The 20,351-nt window shown below is 41.8% G+C and carries 16 protein-coding genes; 7 read left to right on the plus strand and 9 right to left on the minus strand.

The genetic code is table 11. The features are described 5' to 3' along the window. Positions 1 to 44: 44 nt before the first annotated feature. The gene (locus QM629_RS05385) at positions 45 to 782 is read left to right on the plus strand and encodes an SRPBCC family protein (RefSeq protein ID WP_415157972.1); all 738 of its coding nucleotides are present in this window, start codon (positions 45 to 47) and stop codon (positions 780 to 782) included. On the opposite strand, the gene QM629_RS05390 is transcribed toward QM629_RS05385, so the two are convergent. The 5 genes from QM629_RS05390 to QM629_RS05410 all read right to left on the minus strand — a co-directional run bounded on the left by QM629_RS05390 (position 779) and on the right by QM629_RS05410 (position 5,099). Continuing rightward, on the minus strand, positions 779 to 1,786 hold the full coding sequence (locus tag QM629_RS05390) for a vWA domain-containing protein (RefSeq protein WP_415157974.1): 1,008 nt from the start codon (positions 1,784 to 1,786) through the stop codon (positions 779 to 781). The two genes, QM629_RS05385 and QM629_RS05390, sit on opposite strands and share 4 nt — an antisense overlap. After that, positions 1,758 to 2,711, minus strand: a complete 954-nt coding sequence (locus QM629_RS05395; protein WP_415157976.1) for a hypothetical protein — start codon at positions 2,709 to 2,711, stop codon at positions 1,758 to 1,760. The genes QM629_RS05390 and QM629_RS05395 overlap by 29 nt, the downstream gene beginning before the upstream one ends. 59 nt (positions 2,712 to 2,770) lie before the next feature. Next, positions 2,771 to 3,637 carry a DUF58 domain-containing protein gene (locus QM629_RS05400; protein WP_415157978.1) on the minus strand — a complete coding sequence of 289 codons (867 nt, stop codon included), beginning with the start codon at positions 3,635 to 3,637 and terminating at the stop codon, positions 2,771 to 2,773. Between the two features lie 33 nt (positions 3,638 to 3,670). Next, positions 3,671 to 4,039: a four helix bundle protein gene (locus QM629_RS05405; RefSeq protein ID WP_415157980.1), complete on the minus strand. Its 369-nt coding sequence runs from the start codon at positions 4,037 to 4,039 to the stop codon at positions 3,671 to 3,673. 61 nt (positions 4,040 to 4,100) lie between these two features. Further along, positions 4,101 to 5,099: an AAA family ATPase gene (locus QM629_RS05410; protein ID WP_415157982.1), complete on the minus strand. Its 999-nt coding sequence runs from the start codon at positions 5,097 to 5,099 to the stop codon at positions 4,101 to 4,103. Positions 5,100 to 5,587: 488 nt separating this feature from the next. Between QM629_RS05410 and QM629_RS05415 the strand changes: the two genes are divergently transcribed. Then, entirely contained in the window at positions 5,588 to 6,478 is an 891-nt protein-coding gene (locus QM629_RS05415; RefSeq protein WP_415157984.1) for a cyanophycinase, read from the plus strand. Between the two features lie 227 nt (positions 6,479 to 6,705). On the opposite strand, the gene QM629_RS05420 is transcribed toward QM629_RS05415, so the two are convergent. After that, positions 6,706 to 7,821 (minus strand): glycoside hydrolase family 130 protein, encoded by a 1,116-nt coding sequence (locus tag QM629_RS05420; RefSeq protein WP_415157986.1) that lies wholly within the window; start codon positions 7,819 to 7,821, stop codon positions 6,706 to 6,708. A gap of 199 nt (positions 7,822 to 8,020) precedes the next feature. On the opposite strand from QM629_RS05420, the gene QM629_RS05425 reads away from it, so the two are divergent. The 3 genes from QM629_RS05425 to bshC all read left to right on the plus strand — a co-directional run bounded on the left by QM629_RS05425 (position 8,021) and on the right by bshC (position 13,662). Then, the gene (locus QM629_RS05425; RefSeq protein ID WP_415157988.1) at positions 8,021 to 10,579 is read left to right on the plus strand and encodes a glycoside hydrolase family 38 C-terminal domain-containing protein; all 2,559 of its coding nucleotides are present in this window, start codon (positions 8,021 to 8,023) and stop codon (positions 10,577 to 10,579) included. A gap of 142 nt (positions 10,580 to 10,721) precedes the next feature. Continuing rightward, positions 10,722 to 12,053, plus strand: coding sequence for a 30S ribosomal protein S12 methylthiotransferase RimO (gene rimO / locus QM629_RS05430; RefSeq protein ID WP_415157990.1), 1,332 nt, complete (start codon positions 10,722 to 10,724; stop codon positions 12,051 to 12,053). Between the two features lie 19 nt (positions 12,054 to 12,072). Further along, positions 12,073 to 13,662 carry a bacillithiol biosynthesis cysteine-adding enzyme BshC gene (gene bshC, locus QM629_RS05435; protein ID WP_415157992.1) on the plus strand — a complete coding sequence of 530 codons (1,590 nt, stop codon included), beginning with the start codon at positions 12,073 to 12,075 and terminating at the stop codon, positions 13,660 to 13,662. A 395-nt stretch (positions 13,663 to 14,057) separates the two neighbouring features. Here bshC and QM629_RS05440 read toward each other — a convergent pair whose 3' ends face one another. Both QM629_RS05440 and QM629_RS05445 read right to left on the minus strand, forming a co-directional pair. Next, a complete protein-coding gene (locus tag QM629_RS05440; protein WP_415157994.1) occupies positions 14,058 to 15,377 on the minus strand; it encodes a MutS-related protein in 1,320 nt (439 codons plus the stop codon). Positions 15,378 to 15,557: 180 nt separating this feature from the next. Continuing rightward, positions 15,558 to 16,955, minus strand: coding sequence for a dihydroorotase (locus QM629_RS05445; RefSeq protein ID WP_415157996.1), 1,398 nt, complete (start codon positions 16,953 to 16,955; stop codon positions 15,558 to 15,560). A gap of 113 nt (positions 16,956 to 17,068) precedes the next feature. On the opposite strand from QM629_RS05445, the gene QM629_RS05450 reads away from it, so the two are divergent. Together QM629_RS05450 and QM629_RS05455 are read left to right on the plus strand one after the other, a co-directional pair. Beyond that, complete coding sequence (locus QM629_RS05450) at positions 17,069 to 17,302, plus strand: type II toxin-antitoxin system HicB family antitoxin (protein ID WP_415157998.1); 234 nt, start codon at positions 17,069 to 17,071, stop codon at positions 17,300 to 17,302. Further along, complete coding sequence (locus QM629_RS05455; RefSeq protein ID WP_415158000.1) at positions 17,289 to 17,510, plus strand: type II toxin-antitoxin system HicA family toxin; 222 nt, start codon at positions 17,289 to 17,291, stop codon at positions 17,508 to 17,510. The genes QM629_RS05450 and QM629_RS05455 overlap by 14 nt, the downstream gene beginning before the upstream one ends. A 206-nt stretch (positions 17,511 to 17,716) precedes the next feature. Here QM629_RS05455 and QM629_RS05460 read toward each other — a convergent pair whose 3' ends face one another. Continuing rightward, positions 17,717 to 20,299 (minus strand): hypothetical protein, encoded by a 2,583-nt coding sequence (locus tag QM629_RS05460; protein WP_415158002.1) that lies wholly within the window; start codon positions 20,297 to 20,299, stop codon positions 17,717 to 17,719. Positions 20,300 to 20,351 lie beyond the last annotated feature (52 nt).

A 20,351-nucleotide genomic window follows, 5' to 3' on the forward strand; every position in this document is an offset into this window, starting at 1 on the left:
GAATAAGTGGAATGAGCTTTGCAGCATAAAAACAAATTTTATCAATGCATAATTACAAACTTAGCGGTAATGCATTTGAACCGCGTGCAACGAAACTATATGAAAGCAGCAGCGTTATAAATGTGGGAAAAACAGGGCGCATAGCCTCTCTTGCCGCCGGGGCTGTTTTATATTCAATTGCCGCCAGCGGAAAGCAGCAAATCGTGAAAAAGGCTTTGCGTTATGGCGGCATATATTTCCTGTATAGGGGTATTTCAGGCAATTGCCTGTTAACGGCTTTGCTTAAGCGTGAGGAATTTCAGATGCATACCCGTGCTGTAAACATAAGAACGTACTTTATTGTAAAAGCGCCAAGGCAACTGGTTTATGAATCCTGGCGAAACCTTGAAAGATTGCCGCGTTTTTTAAAGCACATAAAAAAGATTAAGGTTACTGATGAATTACATTCATTATGGGTATTGAAAACCCCGCGGCGGCTTCCGACGGTTGCATGGAAGGCGGAGATAATTGACCAGGAAGAAGGCCGTGAACTAAGCTGGCGCTCACTGTCCGGTTCCAAAATTGAAACATCAGGAAAAATAACATTTGCCAATACTACAGGCGGCACCGAAGTAAATGTTACAATCAGTTACCGCCCGCCTGCCGGTTATATAGGATCGGCTGCCGCTACAATAATTAATCACTGGCTGAAAGATATTATAAAAGAAGACCTTGCGCGGTTTAAAAAATATATTGAAGCCAAGGCAATAGATTATAGCCATTCAGGCTCCGATTTCGCCTAAGGAAACTGCCTGAAAACTGTATAGCGCAGCAAAATCCCGATCAAAAGATAAATAATGGCAGCAATAACAAGCGGCAGGAATTTATCAGTATAACGGTTATAGTTTTTTACTTCAATCCTCGATTTTTCCAACTGGTTTATGCTGCTGTAAATTTTTTGCAGAGCCGCCTTATCCGTGGCATGAAAATACTGGCCTCCTGTTTCATCGGCAAGTTTCTTTAATAAAGCTTCATTATACTGCAGGGTTTTATGCTGAACAACAGGCCCAAGCGGAGAGTCAACCACTTCATCCACTTCTTTTTCTGAGCCCACGCCGATTGTATAGATTTTTATGCCGTAATATTTCGCCATTTGTAAAGCCATATCCGGCGGAATAGTTCCTCCAAAATCAACCCCGTCCGTCAGCAATATAATTATTCTGTTTTTTACTTTACTGTTCCGCAACCTGTCAACGCTGGTGGCAATGCCACTGCCAATGGCAGTGCCTTCATCCTGCAGGTAGCCGCTTTGTATATTTTTTACCTGGTTTAAAACGGCATTGTGATCGGATGTAAGCGGGCATAAGGTGAAACTCAGGTTACTGAAAATTACAATGCCAATCTCATCGCCCGGCCTGTTGCCTACAAAATCAGAAGCCACCTGTTTGGCTGCCTCCAGGCGATTGGGATCGAAGTCTTTTTCCGTCATGCTTCCGCTTATGTCAAAACAAAGCATAATATCAATTCCTTCGCCTTCGTTTTCTGTTTCCGTAAATTTTACGCGCGGCCCTGCAAGCGCTATTATCAAGCATATCAAAGCAAGGCATCTTAATACAAAAGGCAAATGCCGCAATGAAATTTTTACGCTTTTGGTTATTCTCACAAAATGGGCAGTGGTAACCAGCATAGCAGCCTGCTGCTTCTTGTTGCGCCTTACATATTCATAAATTAATATTGGCAGTAACAATAAAGCGCCCAAAACCCAGGAGCAGGCAAATTCAATATTTTGGTACCAGTCTGTCAGCATCTGTTCTCGCCCTGTTTATATTATCATCCATGTTTATAATTATTTGTGTTATTTCCTTCAGCATGTTCCGGCTTTCTTCTTCGCCGGGAAAGTACCTGGCAAACTTTACCGATGCATTCAGGTCGAATATATGGCTGAAATTATTTCTCACCGATGCATCCTGCATGTAAAATTTAAGGCGGGGCAATAATTCGGAGGCTGTTAAATGCAGCGCTTTTATATGGGTTGCCTCTTCAAGATATTGCCTTGTAATTTCATCTATGCCTGAATGAAATTTCTTTATTGCTATGGCAGATGATAAGCTTTCCTGCTGCAGGGCATGAAACTTTTCCAGCGCCCTTTCCAGCGGCGTGCCTTTTAACTCAGGTTTGGTTTGAAGTACAGGCCTCTTTTTTCTTTTGATAATGATAATAATGACGATGACGATGATAAGCAAAATTGCCAGCGCCGTTAGCAGCACAGGTAACCAGTTAAAGCGCGTTTGCACATCAATAACATCTTTTATGGGATGGTATTCGTTTAAAGAAGAAACATCCACAGGCAAAACCGTTATATACAATGGCGCGGTTTGAAGCCTGATGCTTTTGCCTGATGCTTTTGCCTGTATAATAAAATCAAAAGGGCCAAGCTGCCAGCGGCCTGAATCAAAAGAGGTAATTACAAAGTTTTGCTGGTATGTGTAACTGCCATTCAGGTTAATGGTGTCAATAGCTGCACGTTTTATAATTTCCGTATGGCGGATCGTGTCATTTACCTGTGGCCAGGCGGCTACAAAAAAACGGCTTTCATCTACATTGTTAAGCATCATTTTAAGCGTAACCTGTTCTCCCAGCAAAATCTTATCCCTGTCCACAGATGCAGATACAGATTGTGCAGAAGATGTAGAAAAAATAACTGATGCAAAGAGGACTAAGAATATCTTCATTGCACAGAAGAAAGTTGCAACCACTGTTGACTGTTGACTGTTGACTGTTGACCGGTTTCTCATGCACGCTTTATAAAAAATTGTTGCAGGGCTTTTACATAATCATCGCCAGTGGCAAGTTGCACAAGGTCTGCGCCGGCAAGCCTGAAAACCTGCCTGGCGTCTTCCTGTATTTTATTGAATTGCCTGTTATATTCAGCCCGCATCAGTACATCATTGGTATTTAATAAAATGCTGCGGCCTGTTTCGGCATCTTGCAGTTGCAGCAAACCCATTTTAGGCAGATCAATGTCTCTTTTATCATATACCTGTATGCCGATTATATCGTGGCGTTTTGCCGCAACTTTAAGGGTTTGCTGATAACCGGCATCGGCAAAATCGCTCAGGATAAATACAATGCTTTTATGTTTTGTAACGCGGTTAAGGTATGCCAGCGCCTTCGAAATATCGGTTTGCAGAGAGCGCGGCTGAAAGGTTATCATTTCGCGCAGCATATATAAAACATGTTCTTTGCCTTTTTTTGCAGGAATATATTTTTCCACTTTATCGCTAAAGAAAATAACGCCTGCTTTATCATTATTGCTGATGGCCGAAAAGGCAAGCACCGCCGCCATTTCGGTTATTAAATCTTTCTTGCTCTGCTTATAAGTGCCAAACAAGCTGCTTGCGCTTACATCAATCAGCAAATAAACACTCAGCTCTCTTTCTTCTTCAAATATTTTGCTGTAAGTATGATCCATTCTCGCAGAAACATTCCAGTCAATAAACCGCACATCATCGCCCGGCTGGTATTCACGCACTTCCTTAAAAGCCATGCCCTGCCCGCGAAAAGCAGTATGGTATTCACCCGTAAAAAGATGATTGGTTAAACGTCTGCTTTTTATTTCGAGCGCCCTTACTTTTTTTAATAGTTCGCTTACTTCCATTTCAGTTCACGGTTGACAGATGAGCGTTGACAGCTACTTCAAAGCTGTATTTGTTTCATACGATTTAATAAGCCTGTTTAAAATCCTTACGGTTTCATCAATAAGATTTGTAAAAGGTTCAAATTTATTTTCTGACATTATTTCTACCATTACTGCAATGTTCAGTAATGTTTCCAGTTTATATAAAGAGCCTCTTGCAATATGCAAAAATTGAATCGTATCTCTTTTGTAATTCCGGCCGATGCCTTCAGCAATGTTTGCAGGAACAGAAACAGCGGCACGTTTGGTTTGGGATGGTAAAGCAAATAATTCTTCTTTTGGATAACGCTTTGCAATAATATAAACATGCCTTACTAATATCATGGATTTTCTCCATGCTTCCAGACTTTTGTAGTGTGTCATAAATCATATTTTAGGGTGAGATAATCTGTCAACTGCCAACTATCAACTGTCTTCTTATGTCTTACGGCACATTCACCGTTCTTAAAATCTCTGAGATAATTGTTTCTGCCGTTATGTTCTCTGCTTCCGCTTCATAAGTTAAGCCTATGCGGTGGCGTATCACATCTTTGCAGATTGTTTTTATATCATCCGGGATTACAAAACCGCGTTTATGCATAAAGGCATGCGCCTTTGCGGCCAATGCAAGATTAATACTTGCCCGGGGCGAAGCGCCATAACTAATAATATTGCGCAGCTTTGATAAATTGTACTGGTCAGGGAACCGGGTGGCAAAAACAATATCAACAATATATTTTTCAATTTTTTCATCAATATAAACCTGCCTTGTCAATACTTTGCCTGCATTCACTTCATCCAGGCTAACTACCGGTTCTATAGACGGCAGTTGAATGCCCTGCACCTGGTGGCGGATGATCATCTGCTCTTCCTGTTTATCGGGATAGTTTACGATCACTTTCATCATAAAACGGTCAACCTGCGCTTCAGGCAGGGGATAGGTGCCTTCCTGTTCCAGCGGGTTTTGCGTTGCCAGCACCAGGAAAGGTTCTTCCAGGCGATGGGTTTGTTCTCCAATGGTTACCTGCCTTTCCTGCATGGCTTCCAGCAGGGCGCTTTGTACTTTGGCGGGCGCACGGTTTATTTCATCCGCTAAAATAAAATTGGCGAAAATGGGGCCCTTGCGCACTAAAAATTCGTTGCGCTGCTGGTTGTAGATCATCGTGCCGGTAACATCGGCAGGCAATAAATCTGGTGTAAACTGTATGCGGCTGAATTTTGCACGTATAGCCTGCGCCAGCGATTTTATGGTTAATGTTTTTGCAAGGCCAGGCACACCTTCCAGCAAAATATGCCCGTTGCTTAGCAAAGCGATCATAAGCCGGTCAACCATTTCGTGCTGGCCTATTATTACTTTGCCGAGGGCGCTGCGCAATATTTCTATAAATGATGAAGCCTGCTGAATTTTATCATTTAAAATCTTTATATCTTCTCCTGTTTGCATTGATAGAATTTATGATTGAGAAAAATACCTGTGTTACAAAGTAAGACGGTATGGAAGAATGCAAAAAATAATGTTGCAGCTTTAACCAACAATTATGCCGCAACCTGCGGTTGAACAGCGTATGTTCTATTCTCATGCTATGCAAATAATTATAGCTATTTTTTACATGGCGGCTAAATATATTCCGCAGGGTGTAAAAAAATGATTTTGTGTTATTCGGTTTTAGCTCCCTCTCCAAATGAGGAGCCGGGGGTGAGGTATTCACTAATTTCCTTGCGCACTATATAAATAAACCATGTAAGGCAGGTTAGAAGATGTAAGAATGCATTACTGCAAAGCAGCTAACATCATCTTACATGGCATATATGGTTCACAAAAAATTTACCATTAAGTTAAGAGGAAATGGCGTGATAACTTAAATTATTAATTACCCTGTACGGCGCATAAAAAAATGATTGCCTTATTTTTGCGAAACCACTTTTAAGAGCATGCAAATACCAAAAGGAAAACTGATTGCAATTGGCGGCGCCGAGGACAAAGGTGCAGAAGCGGAAACGGGCGAATTGCATAAGAACAATCTAAATTTTTTTGAACTGGGCATTTTGCGCCGGATCGTAGAAGAAGCCGGCGGCATTAAAAAGCGTATAGAGGTTATTACCACCGCTTCCATGATACCGCACCAGGTGGGCGAAAATTATCTGAATGCCTTTGGAAAGATTGGCTGTGTGAATGTGAACCTGATGCACATCCGCACCCGTGAAGATTTGCAGCAGCCTGAATATCTGCAGCGGCTGAAATCATGCGATTGCATAATGTTTAGCGGCGGCAATCAAATGCGGCTTACAGCAACGCTGGGCGGTACGGCGTTTATGAAAACCCTGCAGGAAAGGTATTGGGAAGAAGACTTTATTGTTGCCGGCACATCGGCAGGCGCCATGGCTATGAGCAGTACCATGATCTATGAAGGCAACGCCTTTCGCGCTCATTTAAAAGGCGAAGTAAGGCTTACCGCCGGCCTGCGTTTGATTGACAATATTATTATTGATTCCCATTTCGAAAAGCGTGGCCGCTTTGTAAGGCTTGCGCAGGCCATAGCCGGCAACCCGGCATGCATTGGTGTAGGCCTCGGTGAAGACACAGGCATGATCATTACCGGCGGCAACAAAATGGAAGCAATAGGTAGCGGCCTTATTGTGATTATTGACGGCCATGAAGTGATACACACAAACATTGCAGATATTCCTGAAGGCAACCCCATGAGCATAGAAAACCTGCATGTGCATTTTTGCGCCAGGGGCAATGGCTACTTTATTGATGAAAGAAAATTTGTTGAGAAAATGGGTAAAGAAACTACGCCTGTTATGACCAATATTGTTTAATTATATCCATGTATTATTTGCCATAACAGGTAAACGGATCCGGATGTTTTTTTAGTTTCGGTTGTATTCATCATTTCTTAGCTGCCTGTATGCGCGATATGTGCAGCCTCTTCACTTTATATAAACAAGCTGGCCGGAACGTTTATTGACATGGTGGCATTAAAACGAAGCAGGCATACAAATACAAGCCTTTGCGCACCGGCTGAACCAAAACATCTGAATATATCTTATTTCGCAGGGTCATACACCGCCACGGCCACCCTGCTGTCGGCGCAGCCATAATACAAAAACCATTTGCTTTTATAAAAAACCAGGCCTTCCGCAAACACTGTTCCTGCAGGATATTGACCGCTTTTTTCAAATGGTTCCGCCGGTACAAAAAAAGGTTTATCCAGCCGCGCTATCACTTTTGAAGGATCATTCAAATCAAACAAAACCTGGCCGGCGGTGTATGTATTGGCAGTATAATTGGTATCCCCGTCGGCGCCGCCTTTATTCTTGCCGTTATATAAAACCAGTATGCCCTTATTTGTAATAACAGCAGGCGGTCCGCATTCGGTAAGGTCGCTGTCAAAATAATGCAGCCTTGGCCTGATGGCGGCTTTTAGCTCACCCTGCTCATCTATGGTTGGCTGCCAGTTTACCAGGTCGTCAGAAGTGGCAATGTTCATCAGGTGCTCGCCCCAGTACATCATGTATTTGCCATTTACTTTGGCTATTACCTGTTTGCCATTCACAACCTTTGTAACAATCGAAGCCGATTTGCTTGCCATATCTTTAAACCTGCCATTATAGGCTTTGTAAAAAACAGGCCCATACTTTGTCCATGTAACCAGGTCTTTTGATGTAGCCGCTGCAAGCCTTGGCACTTTTTTATTCCACTGCGTATATAGCATTACATACATGCCATCTTTCGTAACTGCAATGCGCGGGTCTTCACAACCGCCCGGCCATTCAAACGCTTTCTGGTCGTCCTCGGCAGGATACAATACAGGCGCGGGCTGCCTTTTCATTGTAATGCCATCGGTACTTTCTGCAATGCCCAAACGCGATGTTCTTTCGCCAATCCCTATCCCGGATTTATCTTCTGAACGGTACAGCACATATATCTTGCCCGCTTTTACGGCAGCCGCAGGATTGAACACATCGCTGGCCTCCCATGCAACCTGCTGCCTGCTCATGGGATCGGGAAAAACGCTTTGCGGATTGGGAGATATAACCGGGTTAACATTTGCAGGGCGGATGAAAGGCCCCAAGGCCCAATCCGGCAGTTTGCTTTGTGCTGTTGCCGGCGCAGTAACCAATAGAAATGCTATTGCAAACAATCGTGTTTTAATATTCATCTTTCAGTTTTTATTGCAATATATCATTCAAATGTGTGCAGCATAAAAATCTTTTAAACGTTCACACGCACAACTGACCACTTACTTTAAATACAACAATTCATCATTAATATAATACTATAGTCACGTAAGCATTATTCCACCTCAATAAAAATAATGATCACATAGCGGAAATCAATCGTTCAGGTTACTTATACCTGTGAAAAAATTACCCGGCCGCTTATGCCTGCTGATTGTTTTTTGTTGCCTGTATTACCCGGTTATAGCACAAACCAATTATTTTGCAGATGGCTATCATGGGGGTATTTATGGCCATTATCCTTTATGGGTAACGAAGTTTATTACAGACAGCTTAAAAGCTCACCGAGACTGGAAAGTGAACCTTGAAATAGAGCCGGAAACCTGGGATACGGTTGAATTAAAAGACCCCGCAGGGTATGCTGCCATAAAAGAAATCATCAACGACTCTGCCGATGATGTTTCAATCGAATACGTTAATCCCACGTATGCGCAAAGCTATTTGTATAATATTTCTGCAGAAAGCATCATCAGGCAGTTTCAGTATGGCATGCAAAAGCTGCATCAGCATTTTCCTTCCATAAAATGTACTACTTACGCATCAGAAGAACCATGCTTTACAAGCGCTTTGCCGGGCATATTGAAATCGCTGGGTTTTAAATATGCTTCATTAAAAAATCCAAACACCTGCTGGGGAGGCTATGTGCGGGCTTATGGCGGTGAATCGCTTAACTGGACAGGCCCTGATGGCAGCAGCATAACAGCCGTGCCGCGCTACGCATCTGAAAGTTTACAGAAGAATTCAACCTGGCAAACAACAGCCTGGGATAATTCAACGGCTTATATCAATGCGGCTGCCCGGCAGGGCATACAAAATCCTGTTGGCATGTGTTTCCAGGACGCAGGCTGGAAAAATGGGCCCTGGCTCGATAACCACAGGTCGTCATTAACGCAATACACCACATGGCGCAATTATTTTAAACAGATAGAAAATAAAAAGAACATTGAAGACTGGCGGTTATCGCAGGAAGATATACAGGTAAGTCTTGTGTGGGGCTCGCAGGTTTTGCAACGCATTGCGCAGGAAGTGCGCAGTGCCGAAAATAAAATAACCATGGCTGAAAAAACGGCGGCTCTGGCAAAGCTGTATGCCAGCCAGCCTTACCCGGAGAAAGAATTGAATGAAGCATGGCGAACTTTATTGCTATCCCAGCATCACGACTGCTGGATCGTTCCATATAACTGGCATAACGGCAAAACCTGGGCAGGTAATGTAAAAGAATGGACAGACAGCTCCATTATGATCAGCAATAGAATTATTCAGCGGTCGCTTTCAGCCCTGAGCGCAACCCAATCAAACAACAGGCAACAGACTATACTGGCATTGAATACAACTGCCCTGAACAGGAATGAAATCATAAGCGCACAGCTTCCTCCGGGTATTTCCGGAACAGTTGGTGTAAAATATAAAGGCAGGGTTCTCTCTTCGCAAATTGTGCATAATACAGATGCATCAAAAACAATATTGTTTGAAGCAAATATGCCTGCATTAGGTTATGCAGGTTATACCCTGGTTAATGATGTGCCCCAGGCATCAGCCAAAGGTGCTTCTATATTCAATGATAAAGAAGGGAACTTTATAATGGAGACTGATTTGTATAAACTGGTGATTGATGCACGGCAGGGCAACATCAGGCAGCTCATCGCAAAAAGGCTTGGCAATAAAAATTTTGTTGCGGAAGGCGCAGGCGATTTTAATGCGTTGCGCGGGCATTTTTATAACGGCGGCGGATATGAAAAAAGCACAGGCAAGCCGCCTGTGATCACTATGCTTGAAAACGGCCCGCTGCAAATACAACTGCAGGTTAAAGGCATGATAGGCGAAAACCATTTTGTTCAAACCATACAACTGGCAAAAGGCCGGGAACGGATTGACTGCAGTTTGCACATAGATTATAAGAAAGGAATTGGTATTGGCGAAGATTACCGGCAGCTTGGTGGTTATTATTCAACAGACCGCCATAAAGCTTTTTATAATGACAGCAGCAAGCTGATAGCTGTTTTTCCATTGAACTTACATAATCAGGAACTATATAAAGACGCCCCGCTTGATGTAACGGAAAGCCGGTTTCCCAATACATTTTATAATAGCTGGGACAGCATTAAGAACAATATTATTGATAACTGGGTTGATGTAACGGATGGCGATAATGAATACGGCATGGCTTTATTTTCAGACCATGTAACCAGCTATTCGCATGGCGAAATTTTTCCTTTGGCGTTAACCATTCAATATGCGGGCATTGGCTTATGGGAAAGGAATTATGGTGTGGACGAACCAACAGATATTCATTATGCATTACTACCGCACAGAGGCAAATGGAATGATGCAGATTTAAACGATGAAGTTATGAAATGGAACCAGCCTGTTATTACAGCCACCGCCGGCGCTGATAAGGCAGCCAATGCTTTTGTGGAACGCATGGATAGCGGCCTGGCTATTACAGCTATGTATTATAAAGACAATGATCTGTATGTAAGGCTGGTGAATAACCATGCAAGCCAAACAAAGCATGCCATTACGCTGAATTGCTATGCTGATGAACTGCAGTTTGTGGAATTGAACGGCAGTATAACTTCAGTCGTTAAATTTAAAAAGGGCCAGAAGGCTGGTTTTGAATGCAATGTTCCCTTGTTTGGGTTTAAAACAATTAAGCTGGTGAATGCTAAGCCGGGCTAATGTATAGTAAAACTTGGTTGTAATGGCTCAATGCACAGAGTGCATTCCAAATTTGTTTCTCCCCCTTTAGGGGATGGGGGCGCCCCATCCTGTTAATATCCTCCTCCATAAATTTCCCTGCTTTACCTTTGCACACTTTATTATGAAGGCAAGAACGTTAAAACCCGATAAGGTAAACATTATTACACTGGGCTGCAGCAAAAACCTGGTGGACAGCGAGGTATTGAGCGGCCAGCTAAAAGCCAATGCAATAAACGTGGTGCATGAAAATGCCCGTCTCGACCACAATATCGTGGTGGTGAATACCTGCGGCTTTATTGATAAGGCCAAAGAAGAAAGCATCAATACCATTCTTGCCCAGGTGGATTTAAAAAAACGCGGCAAGCTTGATAAAGTTTATGTTACCGGCTGCCTGAGCGAACGCTACCGCAACGACCTTGAATCCGAGATTCCCGGGGTGGATTCCTGGTTCGGTACGCTTGAATTGCCTTTGATCCTAAAAGCATTTAACGCCGATTATAAAAAGGAATTGCTTGGCGAACGCTTATTAAGCACGCCCAGGCACTATGCCTATTTAAAGATAAGCGAAGGCTGCAACCGCACCTGCGCTTTCTGCGCCATTCCTTTAATGCGCGGCAAGCACATCAGCAAAACCATGGAAGCAGTGGTGGCCGAAGCGGAAGGGTTGGTAAAACGCGGCGTGAAAGAAATTATGCTGATTGCGCAGGAGCTTACTTATTATGGTTTGGATATTTATAAAAAACGCATGCTGGCCGACCTGCTGAAAAAACTAAGCGATGTACAAGGTTTGGAATGGATACGCCTGCATTATGCTTATCCCAACAAATTCCCGTTTGAAGTGCTGGATGTTATGCGCGAACGCGAAAACATCTGCAATTACCTTGACATGCCTTTGCAGCATGCCAGCGACCGCATGCTGCAACTGATGAAACGCCAAAGCACCAAGGCTGAAATTGTTGAAACACTAAATACAATTCGCGATAAAGTGCCGGGTATCTGTTTGCGCACCACACTTATTGCCGGTTTTCCCGGCGAAACAAAGGATGATGTGGAAGAACTGAAATCGTTCCTGCAGGAACAGCGTTTCGACAGGGTAGGCATTTTTACCTATTCGCATGAAGAAGGCACCACCGGTTATAATATGGCGGATGATGTGCCGGCTGCCGAAAAACAAAACCGTGCAGAAGAAATAATGGAGGTGCAGCAGGAGATAAGCTATGAAAAGAATGCAGAAAAAGTAAACAAAACGTTCAGGGTTATTATAGACAGAAAAGAAGCCGGCCGCTACCTGGGCCGCACAGAATTTGACAGCGTGGAAGTGGATAATGAAGTGATCATTCATTCAGGCAGGAAATTACAGCCGGGCCAGTTTGTGCAGGTGAAGATCACCAATGCCTTTGATTACGATCTGGAGGGCGAAGTTATACAGCCGGTAACGGAACATGTTGTTTAGCGCTTTAATTTGCATGGCAATGGATACACACTGTAGTTATATTTCTTACGAAAGCACAGGATATTTTTCTAAGCTCGTTATTGATTATTTAAACAATGCTGAAGCCCTGCAGCCTTTTTACAACCTTCGCCCGCAACTGGAAAATGTTCCGGCTGCCATCAGCCGGAAAAAAGATTTTGGGCACCGGCAGGTTTTGGTGAATGAGCTGCAGAAACAATACGAAGGCTTAACGGTTGACGATAAAACAGTGGCCAATATCCAATCGCTGTTAAACGAAAATACATTTACGGTTACCACGGCACACCAGCCTAATATTTTTACCGGGCCTTTATACGTTATCTATAAAATTTTTCATGTAATTAAGATCGCGGAAGAATTAAATGCCGCCGAAAAAGGAAAGCATTTTGTGCCGGTATATTTTATGGGCAGTGAAGACGCCGATCTTGATGAGCTGAACAATATTACCATTAATCAGGTAAAGTATGCCTGGCAAACCAAACAAACCGGCGCTGTTGGCAGAATGTATGTGGATAAAGCTTTGCTGCAGGTATTGAATGAAATGGAAGGTCAGTTGAGCGTATTGCCGCATGGCAGGGAATTGATGGGCATTTTCCGTGCGGCATACAAAGAAAAATCAACCATCCAGCAGGCTACGCTGCATTTGTTAAATGCTTTGTTTGGCGGGTATGGCCTGGTAGTTTTAATTCCGGATAATGCGGCTTTCAAGAAACTGTTTCAGCCCGTTATTGAAAAAGAGCTGAAAGAACAGTTTTCGCATAAAGCTGTTACGGAAACCATCAAAAAACTGAGCGAACATTATAAAGTGCAGGCAAGGGGCAGGGAGATTAATCTTTTTTATTTAACCGGCGATAAGCGGGAACGGATTGAGATGGAAGGTGAAAGGTTTAAGGTGGAAGGTTTAAGGTTAGTATGGTCGCTGGAAGAAATATTAAAAGAGCTTGACGAGCATCCTGAGCGCTTCAGCCCCAATGTTATCCTGCGCGGCGCATTGCAGGAAACTATTTTGCCCAATATTATTTTTGCTGGCGGCGGCGGTGAGCTGGCTTACTGGCTTGAATTAAAAGCTGTGTTTGAAGCGGCAGCTATTCCATACCCCATGCTGGCGCTGCGCAATTCATTTTTATTGGCTGATGAAAAAACAGCCGGTAAAATAAGCAGGATGAATTTTGTTATGGAAGACCTCTTCTCAGACGAGCATGCTTTAATGAAACGTTTTGTGCAGGAGCACAGCAGCAATGTTACCAGTCTCGAGGCAGAGTTTACGCAAACCGACCTCTTGTATAATGAAATTTCAGGAATTGCCTCTAAAATAGACAGCACCCTTATGCAACATATTACGGCATTAAAGGCCAAATCGCTTAAAGGGCTCGCCGGGCTTGAAAAGAAAATGTTGCGGTCAGAAAAGCGGAAATATGTAACAGACCAGGCGCAACTGCAGAAAATAAAAAAGCTGCTTTTTCCAAGCAACAACCTTCAGGAGCGCGTGGAAAATTTTTCCGGGTTCTATGCGGTGTCAAAATCTTTCTTTAAAGATGTGTATGACGCTTCCAAAAGTTTTGATGCGCAGTTTACCATACTGGTGCGATAATGCAGGATACAATTTAAATGGCAGTGAAGGAAACCAGGTTCAGGATTAAAGAAAAAACAGCCGGGGCTTAAAAACCCCCAAATTCGCAAACTAAAAATTAAAAAAGCCTCTAAAAAGCCACAAATATGGATTAGAAGCTTTTTGTTATTTCACCTAAATAAGTGAATTTGGATGCATCTTACCTCATCGGTTATGCAAGTACAGTAAAAGGCTACACATTTCCAATGGGTGAATTTTAAATTTTCTCAGGTGGGTGTCCACCCACCTGTAGAACCCGCTACCGGTCGGTGTCTCACCGACCGGAGTGCCGCGTATGAAGTGAAATTTGAAATGCGCCCAGTGGACGGTTTCTTATTTTAAAAAATTATTTATATTTTTATTTCAATGTCTTCTCTTTAGGAAAGGTTTTTCAGCCTATCCACCACGCCTTCTTTTTTCAATATTAAATAACCGAGACGGTCGTTGCTGATGCCTTCCTTCAACTTATAATTAAAGTAAAGCTGTTCATCCTTTACTTCTGTTTCAAAATAGCGGAAAAGTATATTCGGATATTGTTTCAACCCATCGCCAATTTCGTATAAATGCGTAGAGAGAATAAATAAAGCATTATGAATTTTAAGCAACCCTTCAATCACCGTAGTGCTGCATTTCATGGCGTCCTGCACATTGGTGCCTTTAAACAATTCATCAATCAGCACCAGCCAGTTTTTGCCGTCGGTTATTTGTTCAATGGTCTTGCGGATGCGCTGCACTTCGTTAAAGAAATAGCTCTCGCCTTTTATAATGTTATCAATCACATGAATATTGCTGATAAGCCCGTCAAAGAAATTAAGCTGCAACTGTTTTGCCGGCACGCCCATGCCAATATGCGCCAGGTAAACGCTTATACCAACCGCTTTTATGAAGGTGCTTTTGCCGGCCATGTTAGCGCCGGTGAGAAATAAAAAATTTTGCTGCTGCGTTAAAGCAATATTATATGCAACCGGGTTGGGCAATAACGGGTGATATAATTGCGTGGCTTCAAAATGCGGGGCAATATCCTGTGTAAACTGCGGAAAAGTAAATTGATATTGTATGCAGGCAGTGGCAAGGCTGTATAAAGCATCGAGCCTGCTGTATATCTCGATAAGCTCCTGTGCATCCTGCTTGTAATGAAAACGTATAAAATGACCGAATTTAAGAATGGTGGATAAGGATAGCTTTTTTTCTTTTTTATATTGAATAATTTCCTGTGTTACGGGTTTTGACAGCAGCATTCTTGTTCTTTCCATCAGCACGGAAAGGCTTGCAGGATTGTTTGGTTTATTGAGCAGGTTATAAATGGCATGCATGCCCTGCAGAAAATCTATGAAATGCGAAACCGAATAGCGAAGCAATGAAAAATCCTGCGCATTAACAATCTTGTAAAAATTACTGCTGATTATATCGGTGCTTTTAGGAATATTATCAATACGCGATTCATAAAATTTTTCAATCATCAATACAGAACCATTTGTTATGGTTTCAGGCCATTGGTTGTGCACGGAAATTATCTGTTGCAGCACCTGCTGGCGTTCTTCAATTTCTTTGATAGATGAAAGCGTTGTCTTAAGGTAATGTTCCAGCCATATCCTGCCATTGCTGGTTTTGCAGAAATTAAGATGATGTAATAAAGATTGTTCCTCATTATGATCAAATATAGAGAGATCGTAGCGTGTTGTTTTGTCTATCTGCATGCCCCGGCCCTAAAGGGAGTTATTTATAATTAAAAAAATATTTTTAGTCTTCAATATTATTTAACCCGAAAGTTCATATCCACCTCACGCTAAATCAGCCGCTTAGCATGTTGAGAAGTTGATTCGTTGAATAGTTTGACTGGCAAGCAATTAATCATAAGGAACCAATCAACTTATCAACTAACGAATAAATCTTAATCTCATTCCCTTATTAGATTCATCAAACACACCATTTTCATAAATTAAGTTGCCATTTATAAAAGTATGCGTAACTAATGATGGAAATGTAAAGCCTTCCAGCGGGCTCCAGCCGCATTTGTATAAAATGTTTTCTTTACTTATGGTGAAAGGCTTGTTCAGGTCAACCAGCACAAGGTCTGCAAAATAACCTTCGCGTATAAAGCCCCTGTCTTCAATTTGAAAACAGGTGGCCACGGCATGGCTCATCTTTTCAACGATTTTTTCCAGCTTTATTTTTCCTTCTTTATAATAATGCAGCATCAGCATTGATGAATGCTGTACCAATGGCAGGCCGGCATGCGCTTTTTCGTAATAAGACCTCACCCCAGCCCTCTCCAAAGGAGAGGGAGCCAACAGCCCTTCATCATTTCTGTAAAAGCCTTTTTCTTCTAATGTATGCGGGGCGTGATCGGTGGCAATTACATCAAGCCTGTCATCCAGCAAGGCAGGCCATAATGCTGCTTTATTGTTGGATGATTTTATAGCGGGATTACACTTGATTTGATTGCCGAGCCGTTCGTAATCATCGCTTGTAAAATGCAGGTGGTGCACACAAACTTCTGCTGTTATTTTCTTCTCTTTTAAAGGAATAAGATTGGTAAATAACTGCAATTCTTTTTCGGTGCTTATATGCAGGATATGCAAACGGCTGCCGTATTTTTTGGCAAACTGTATAGCCCGGAACGACGATTCAAAACAGGCTTCTTCATTTCTTATGATGGGGTGATCGAGAGGTTGAAGTGTGCCTTTTTCCGCTTTCAGCCTTGCATAGTTTTCTTTAATAATCTTTTCATCTTCGCAATGCGTGGCGATTAATAGTTCTGAATTACCGAATATTTTGTCGAGGGCAATCGGACTGTCCACCAGTAAATTCCCGGTGGATGAGCCCATGAAAATTTTTACGCCGCAAATGTTTTTTCGCTTTTCATTGCAGCGCATCACTTCATCATAATTATCATTGCTGGTGCCCATGAAAAAAGAATAGTTGGCAAGCGACGTATGTTTGGCGGTGTTGTACTTGTCTTCTAATAGCTGTTGCGTAAAAGCAGGCGGCTGTGTGTTGGGCATTTCCATAAAGCTGGTAACACCGCCGGCTACTGCAGCCCTCGATTCTGTGTAAATAGTTGCTTTATGTGTTAATCCCGGTTCGCGAAAATGCACCTGATCATCAATAGCGCCGGGCAATACATGCAGGCCGGTGGCGTCAATTTCCTTTATGATATGTTTAAGGCTGATGGATGGGGCTATCTTTTCAATTCTCCCGTCTTTAATTAATAGATCGCTTTGGAATATTTTGTTTTCGTTTACAACCGTTGCGTTCTTAATAAGATAATTCATTGTGTGATGAATGTTTGCTGCAAATTAAACATCCCTGGGTTGATTGATTGTGAAAAATCATATTTCATTCTGCAACGTTCAGGATTTTGTATTTTTATAAAAATGAATCCACAATGAATAATATTCAAAATTTTACGGCAATCATAGAAAAAGAGAATGATGGTTTTGTGGCGTCATGCCCGGAATTGGATATTGCAAGCCAGGGTGATACGGTAGAAGATGCAAAATCGAATTTGAAGGAAGCGATTGAATTATTTTTAGAACATGCGTCTAAAGAAGAGATTGCCTTAAGATTGAAAACTGATGTTTTTATCACTAATATGCAAATAGCAGTTGGGCAGGCTTAAAATACTTTCCGGGAAAGAAGTTTGCAAGATACTTTTGGCGCATGGTTTTATGCAAGTGCGTCAAAAAGGAAGCCATATAATTATGCAAAGGATAGTTGATAACAGAACCATTACAGTGCCTGTTCCTAATCACGCTGAAATCAGGATAGGAACATTGCAATCAATCATCAGGCAATCAGAAATTGCAAGAGGGGAATTTGAAAATTAACAGCCGGTTTGTCAGCTATAATGCAGAATACTCCCGAACATATAAAACAATTACAATTGGAGATATGGCTTTCAAAACCAATCTCTGAACGATTGGAGCGAACTGTTTTGGACAATGATGCCATGTTTAAAATGTGGCAACAGATGCAGCGCCAGGCAGCATTAAAAAAAAGCGCTGATACAACCTTGTCTGACACTGGCCCGCCACTAAAAGGCTCCTGACTGGTTCTCTGAAAACGTAATCATATTGGGCAATAATTTGTAAGCGCTTGCAACGCCCGATGATAATTGCGACGGCAATGAAAGCCCCGAAAAAATAAAATAGCCTTTGCCGTATTTTTTTATAGCGATTGAATTATTTGCAGTGTATTTGTTATCATAATTAATGGATAGCGGCATTTGAAAACCTGTATCATCTGTATAAAAAGCAAATTCGGTTAAATTACTTTGCCATAACCTGAAATCCGTTGTTTCGATTTTGTTTGGAAAGAGGAATAAGCCCGGCGCCTGCTGCGTAAAGGTTATTTCCGAATTTAAAGAAGGCAGCTTCAACGAAGTTGAAACTAATTTGAAAGGCCCGTTTAAATTCATTTCATTGCGGCTGTTTAGAAATACCAGTTTGCCACCCTTGTTCACATAAGCAACCATGCTGTCGTATTTGTTCATTAACGCATGTTGTACATCCTGCATGTATGGGCTTATAACTATTGCCGCCAGCTTGTTTAAACTATCAGCATAAAAATCACCGGCTGTTAACAGCTTCACTTTATATCCCAGTTGTTTTAAACTGTAAGGTATCCAATCGCTGCCGCCGGATAAATACCCGATTTCCCCACCCGTTGTTTTAATTTCATCGGGAATTATTTTAGTACGGTCGCTGTAGAAATAAGTTATATCAGGCAAATATTCATACCTGATTGTTTTCAGCGTAGATGAATAGGCATTCTCCGTTCCGTTTATATTCGCATTGATGATAACATTTAAAGTGGCGGCAGAATCTTTATTAAGATCAAGGTCGTTCAACGGAATATTTATGGAATAAGATTCACCTGCATATAAATTCATTATACTGTCTGTTTCAAAAACAGTTTTGCGGGGAACCTGTTTTACAGTTTCATCCCCCGCCGCTATGGTAAACCCGGGCTCATAAATCTTCAGCTTCAGTTTTACAGAATCCCTTGAAATATTTGACCTGAATTTTACAGCTATCTGCAGGTTGTTTGTAAAATCATTGCCTGGCTTTACATTGGTTAAAATAATATTGGGCGATAAGGATACGATAACCGGCAGGTTAGTGAATACATTTTGAGAAGGCTTATTTGCCCCGTTACCTTTTGCTGCAACATATTCCACGGGCATTGTAACATCTAAATAAGTAGTATCAATTTTAAGCAATGCGCTTAATTTATAATCAGGTTCGTCTTCATCTTCTCCAATTAAATACTGGTCGTTCACATTATACATGTATTCACTGCCTGCCGAATTTCTTAACCAGTAAGGCTGTGTTGCTTCTTTGTTTTTATTGACAACAACCATTCTGTTAAAAACTGTATCTGTTAAAAACGGGATTGCAAGATTGGTTTTTTGAACGTCGTAGCCTGGATATATTATTTCACTTAACTGCACATCAACCGGCGACCGTTTATTCACAGATAACTGAACATTTAAGCTATCGCCTGGCACGGCAAATGGCTGGTTGCTGTAAGCTTTAAGCGAAATGCCGCTGCATAAAAGAATTAAGTTTTGTATTTCATTCAGCTTCCTGCTTTTCCAGTTGTTGTTTGAATTGGCATTTAATAATGTTTCATACAGTTTAACCAGATGTGTAACAGATTGTTCCGGCTCAGGAAAATTATAGCCGGCAATTATGTTTTTAACAAGTGGCTGCAGCAGGTTAATGATCGTGTCATTTAAGTATAGATGATTTTGTTCAACACCGTCCATAATATCTGTAAAAGTATTATCCCCGGCCAGCAGCTTTAGTTGTATGCCTGCAGCATCTATTGTATAATTGTTGCCGTAAATACTTTTCTGGTATTGTAAAGATGCATTTGCTATTTCAGTTGTTGTTTGGCCCGTTAGCGCATTAAAAGTATTGGTATTGATTGAGGTGATATTATTATTGTTGTTTTCGTTGTTGGAATTATCGCAGAATAACCTCAGCGTTTTCCAGCGCGTTGCGCCGTACGCAAGCTGGTCGGTAAATGCGGCGGCATCTGCAGCCATAATAAAGGCGCTTTGTATTAAAGATGCCGTTATTTTTTGTTCCGCATTTAGCGTGGTATCATTTGATGAAAACGGGGTAATGATAATATCCGGTTTAAAGTTTCTTATTATCCAAACAATATCGCTCAATATTTTCAGCGTGTCCCAACCGCGGTATAATTGTTCTTCATTACCCGAAGTGCCGGCATCATAAGCCGTAGTGTAGAAGTTTTCAATGCCATCAAATTTATATTGCTGAATGCCTTCCGCAACATGTATCAGCCCTAATTCAAAACCATCTTCCGTTCCATATTTATTTTTCAGGTTTTCTCCCCTTGTAAGACTTATAAAACCTGTTCTGTAATTTTTTTGTCTGGAAAAATAATTAAGCAGCGGAATGTTCTTATCAGCAGGCGTTACGCCTATGTACAGGATGCTGCCGAATGTATTCAGCGCATTAAGTTTCTGGTAAATATTGGCTGAATTAAAATCAGCATGCTGCGCATTCGTTACCTTGCCGCACAAAAAAACAAGGAAGGATACAAGCAATGCAGTGTGGAAGCGGATTGTTATTTTTTCAGGCATTGTAAATTGTTTTAAGAGATGTGTGTTTGTCGGGAAGCATCAATTTTAAAAA

The organism is Parafilimonas sp. (assembly GCF_047606085.1).
In the GTDB taxonomy this organism is placed as follows: Bacteria; Bacteroidota; Bacteroidia; order Chitinophagales; family Chitinophagaceae; genus Parafilimonas.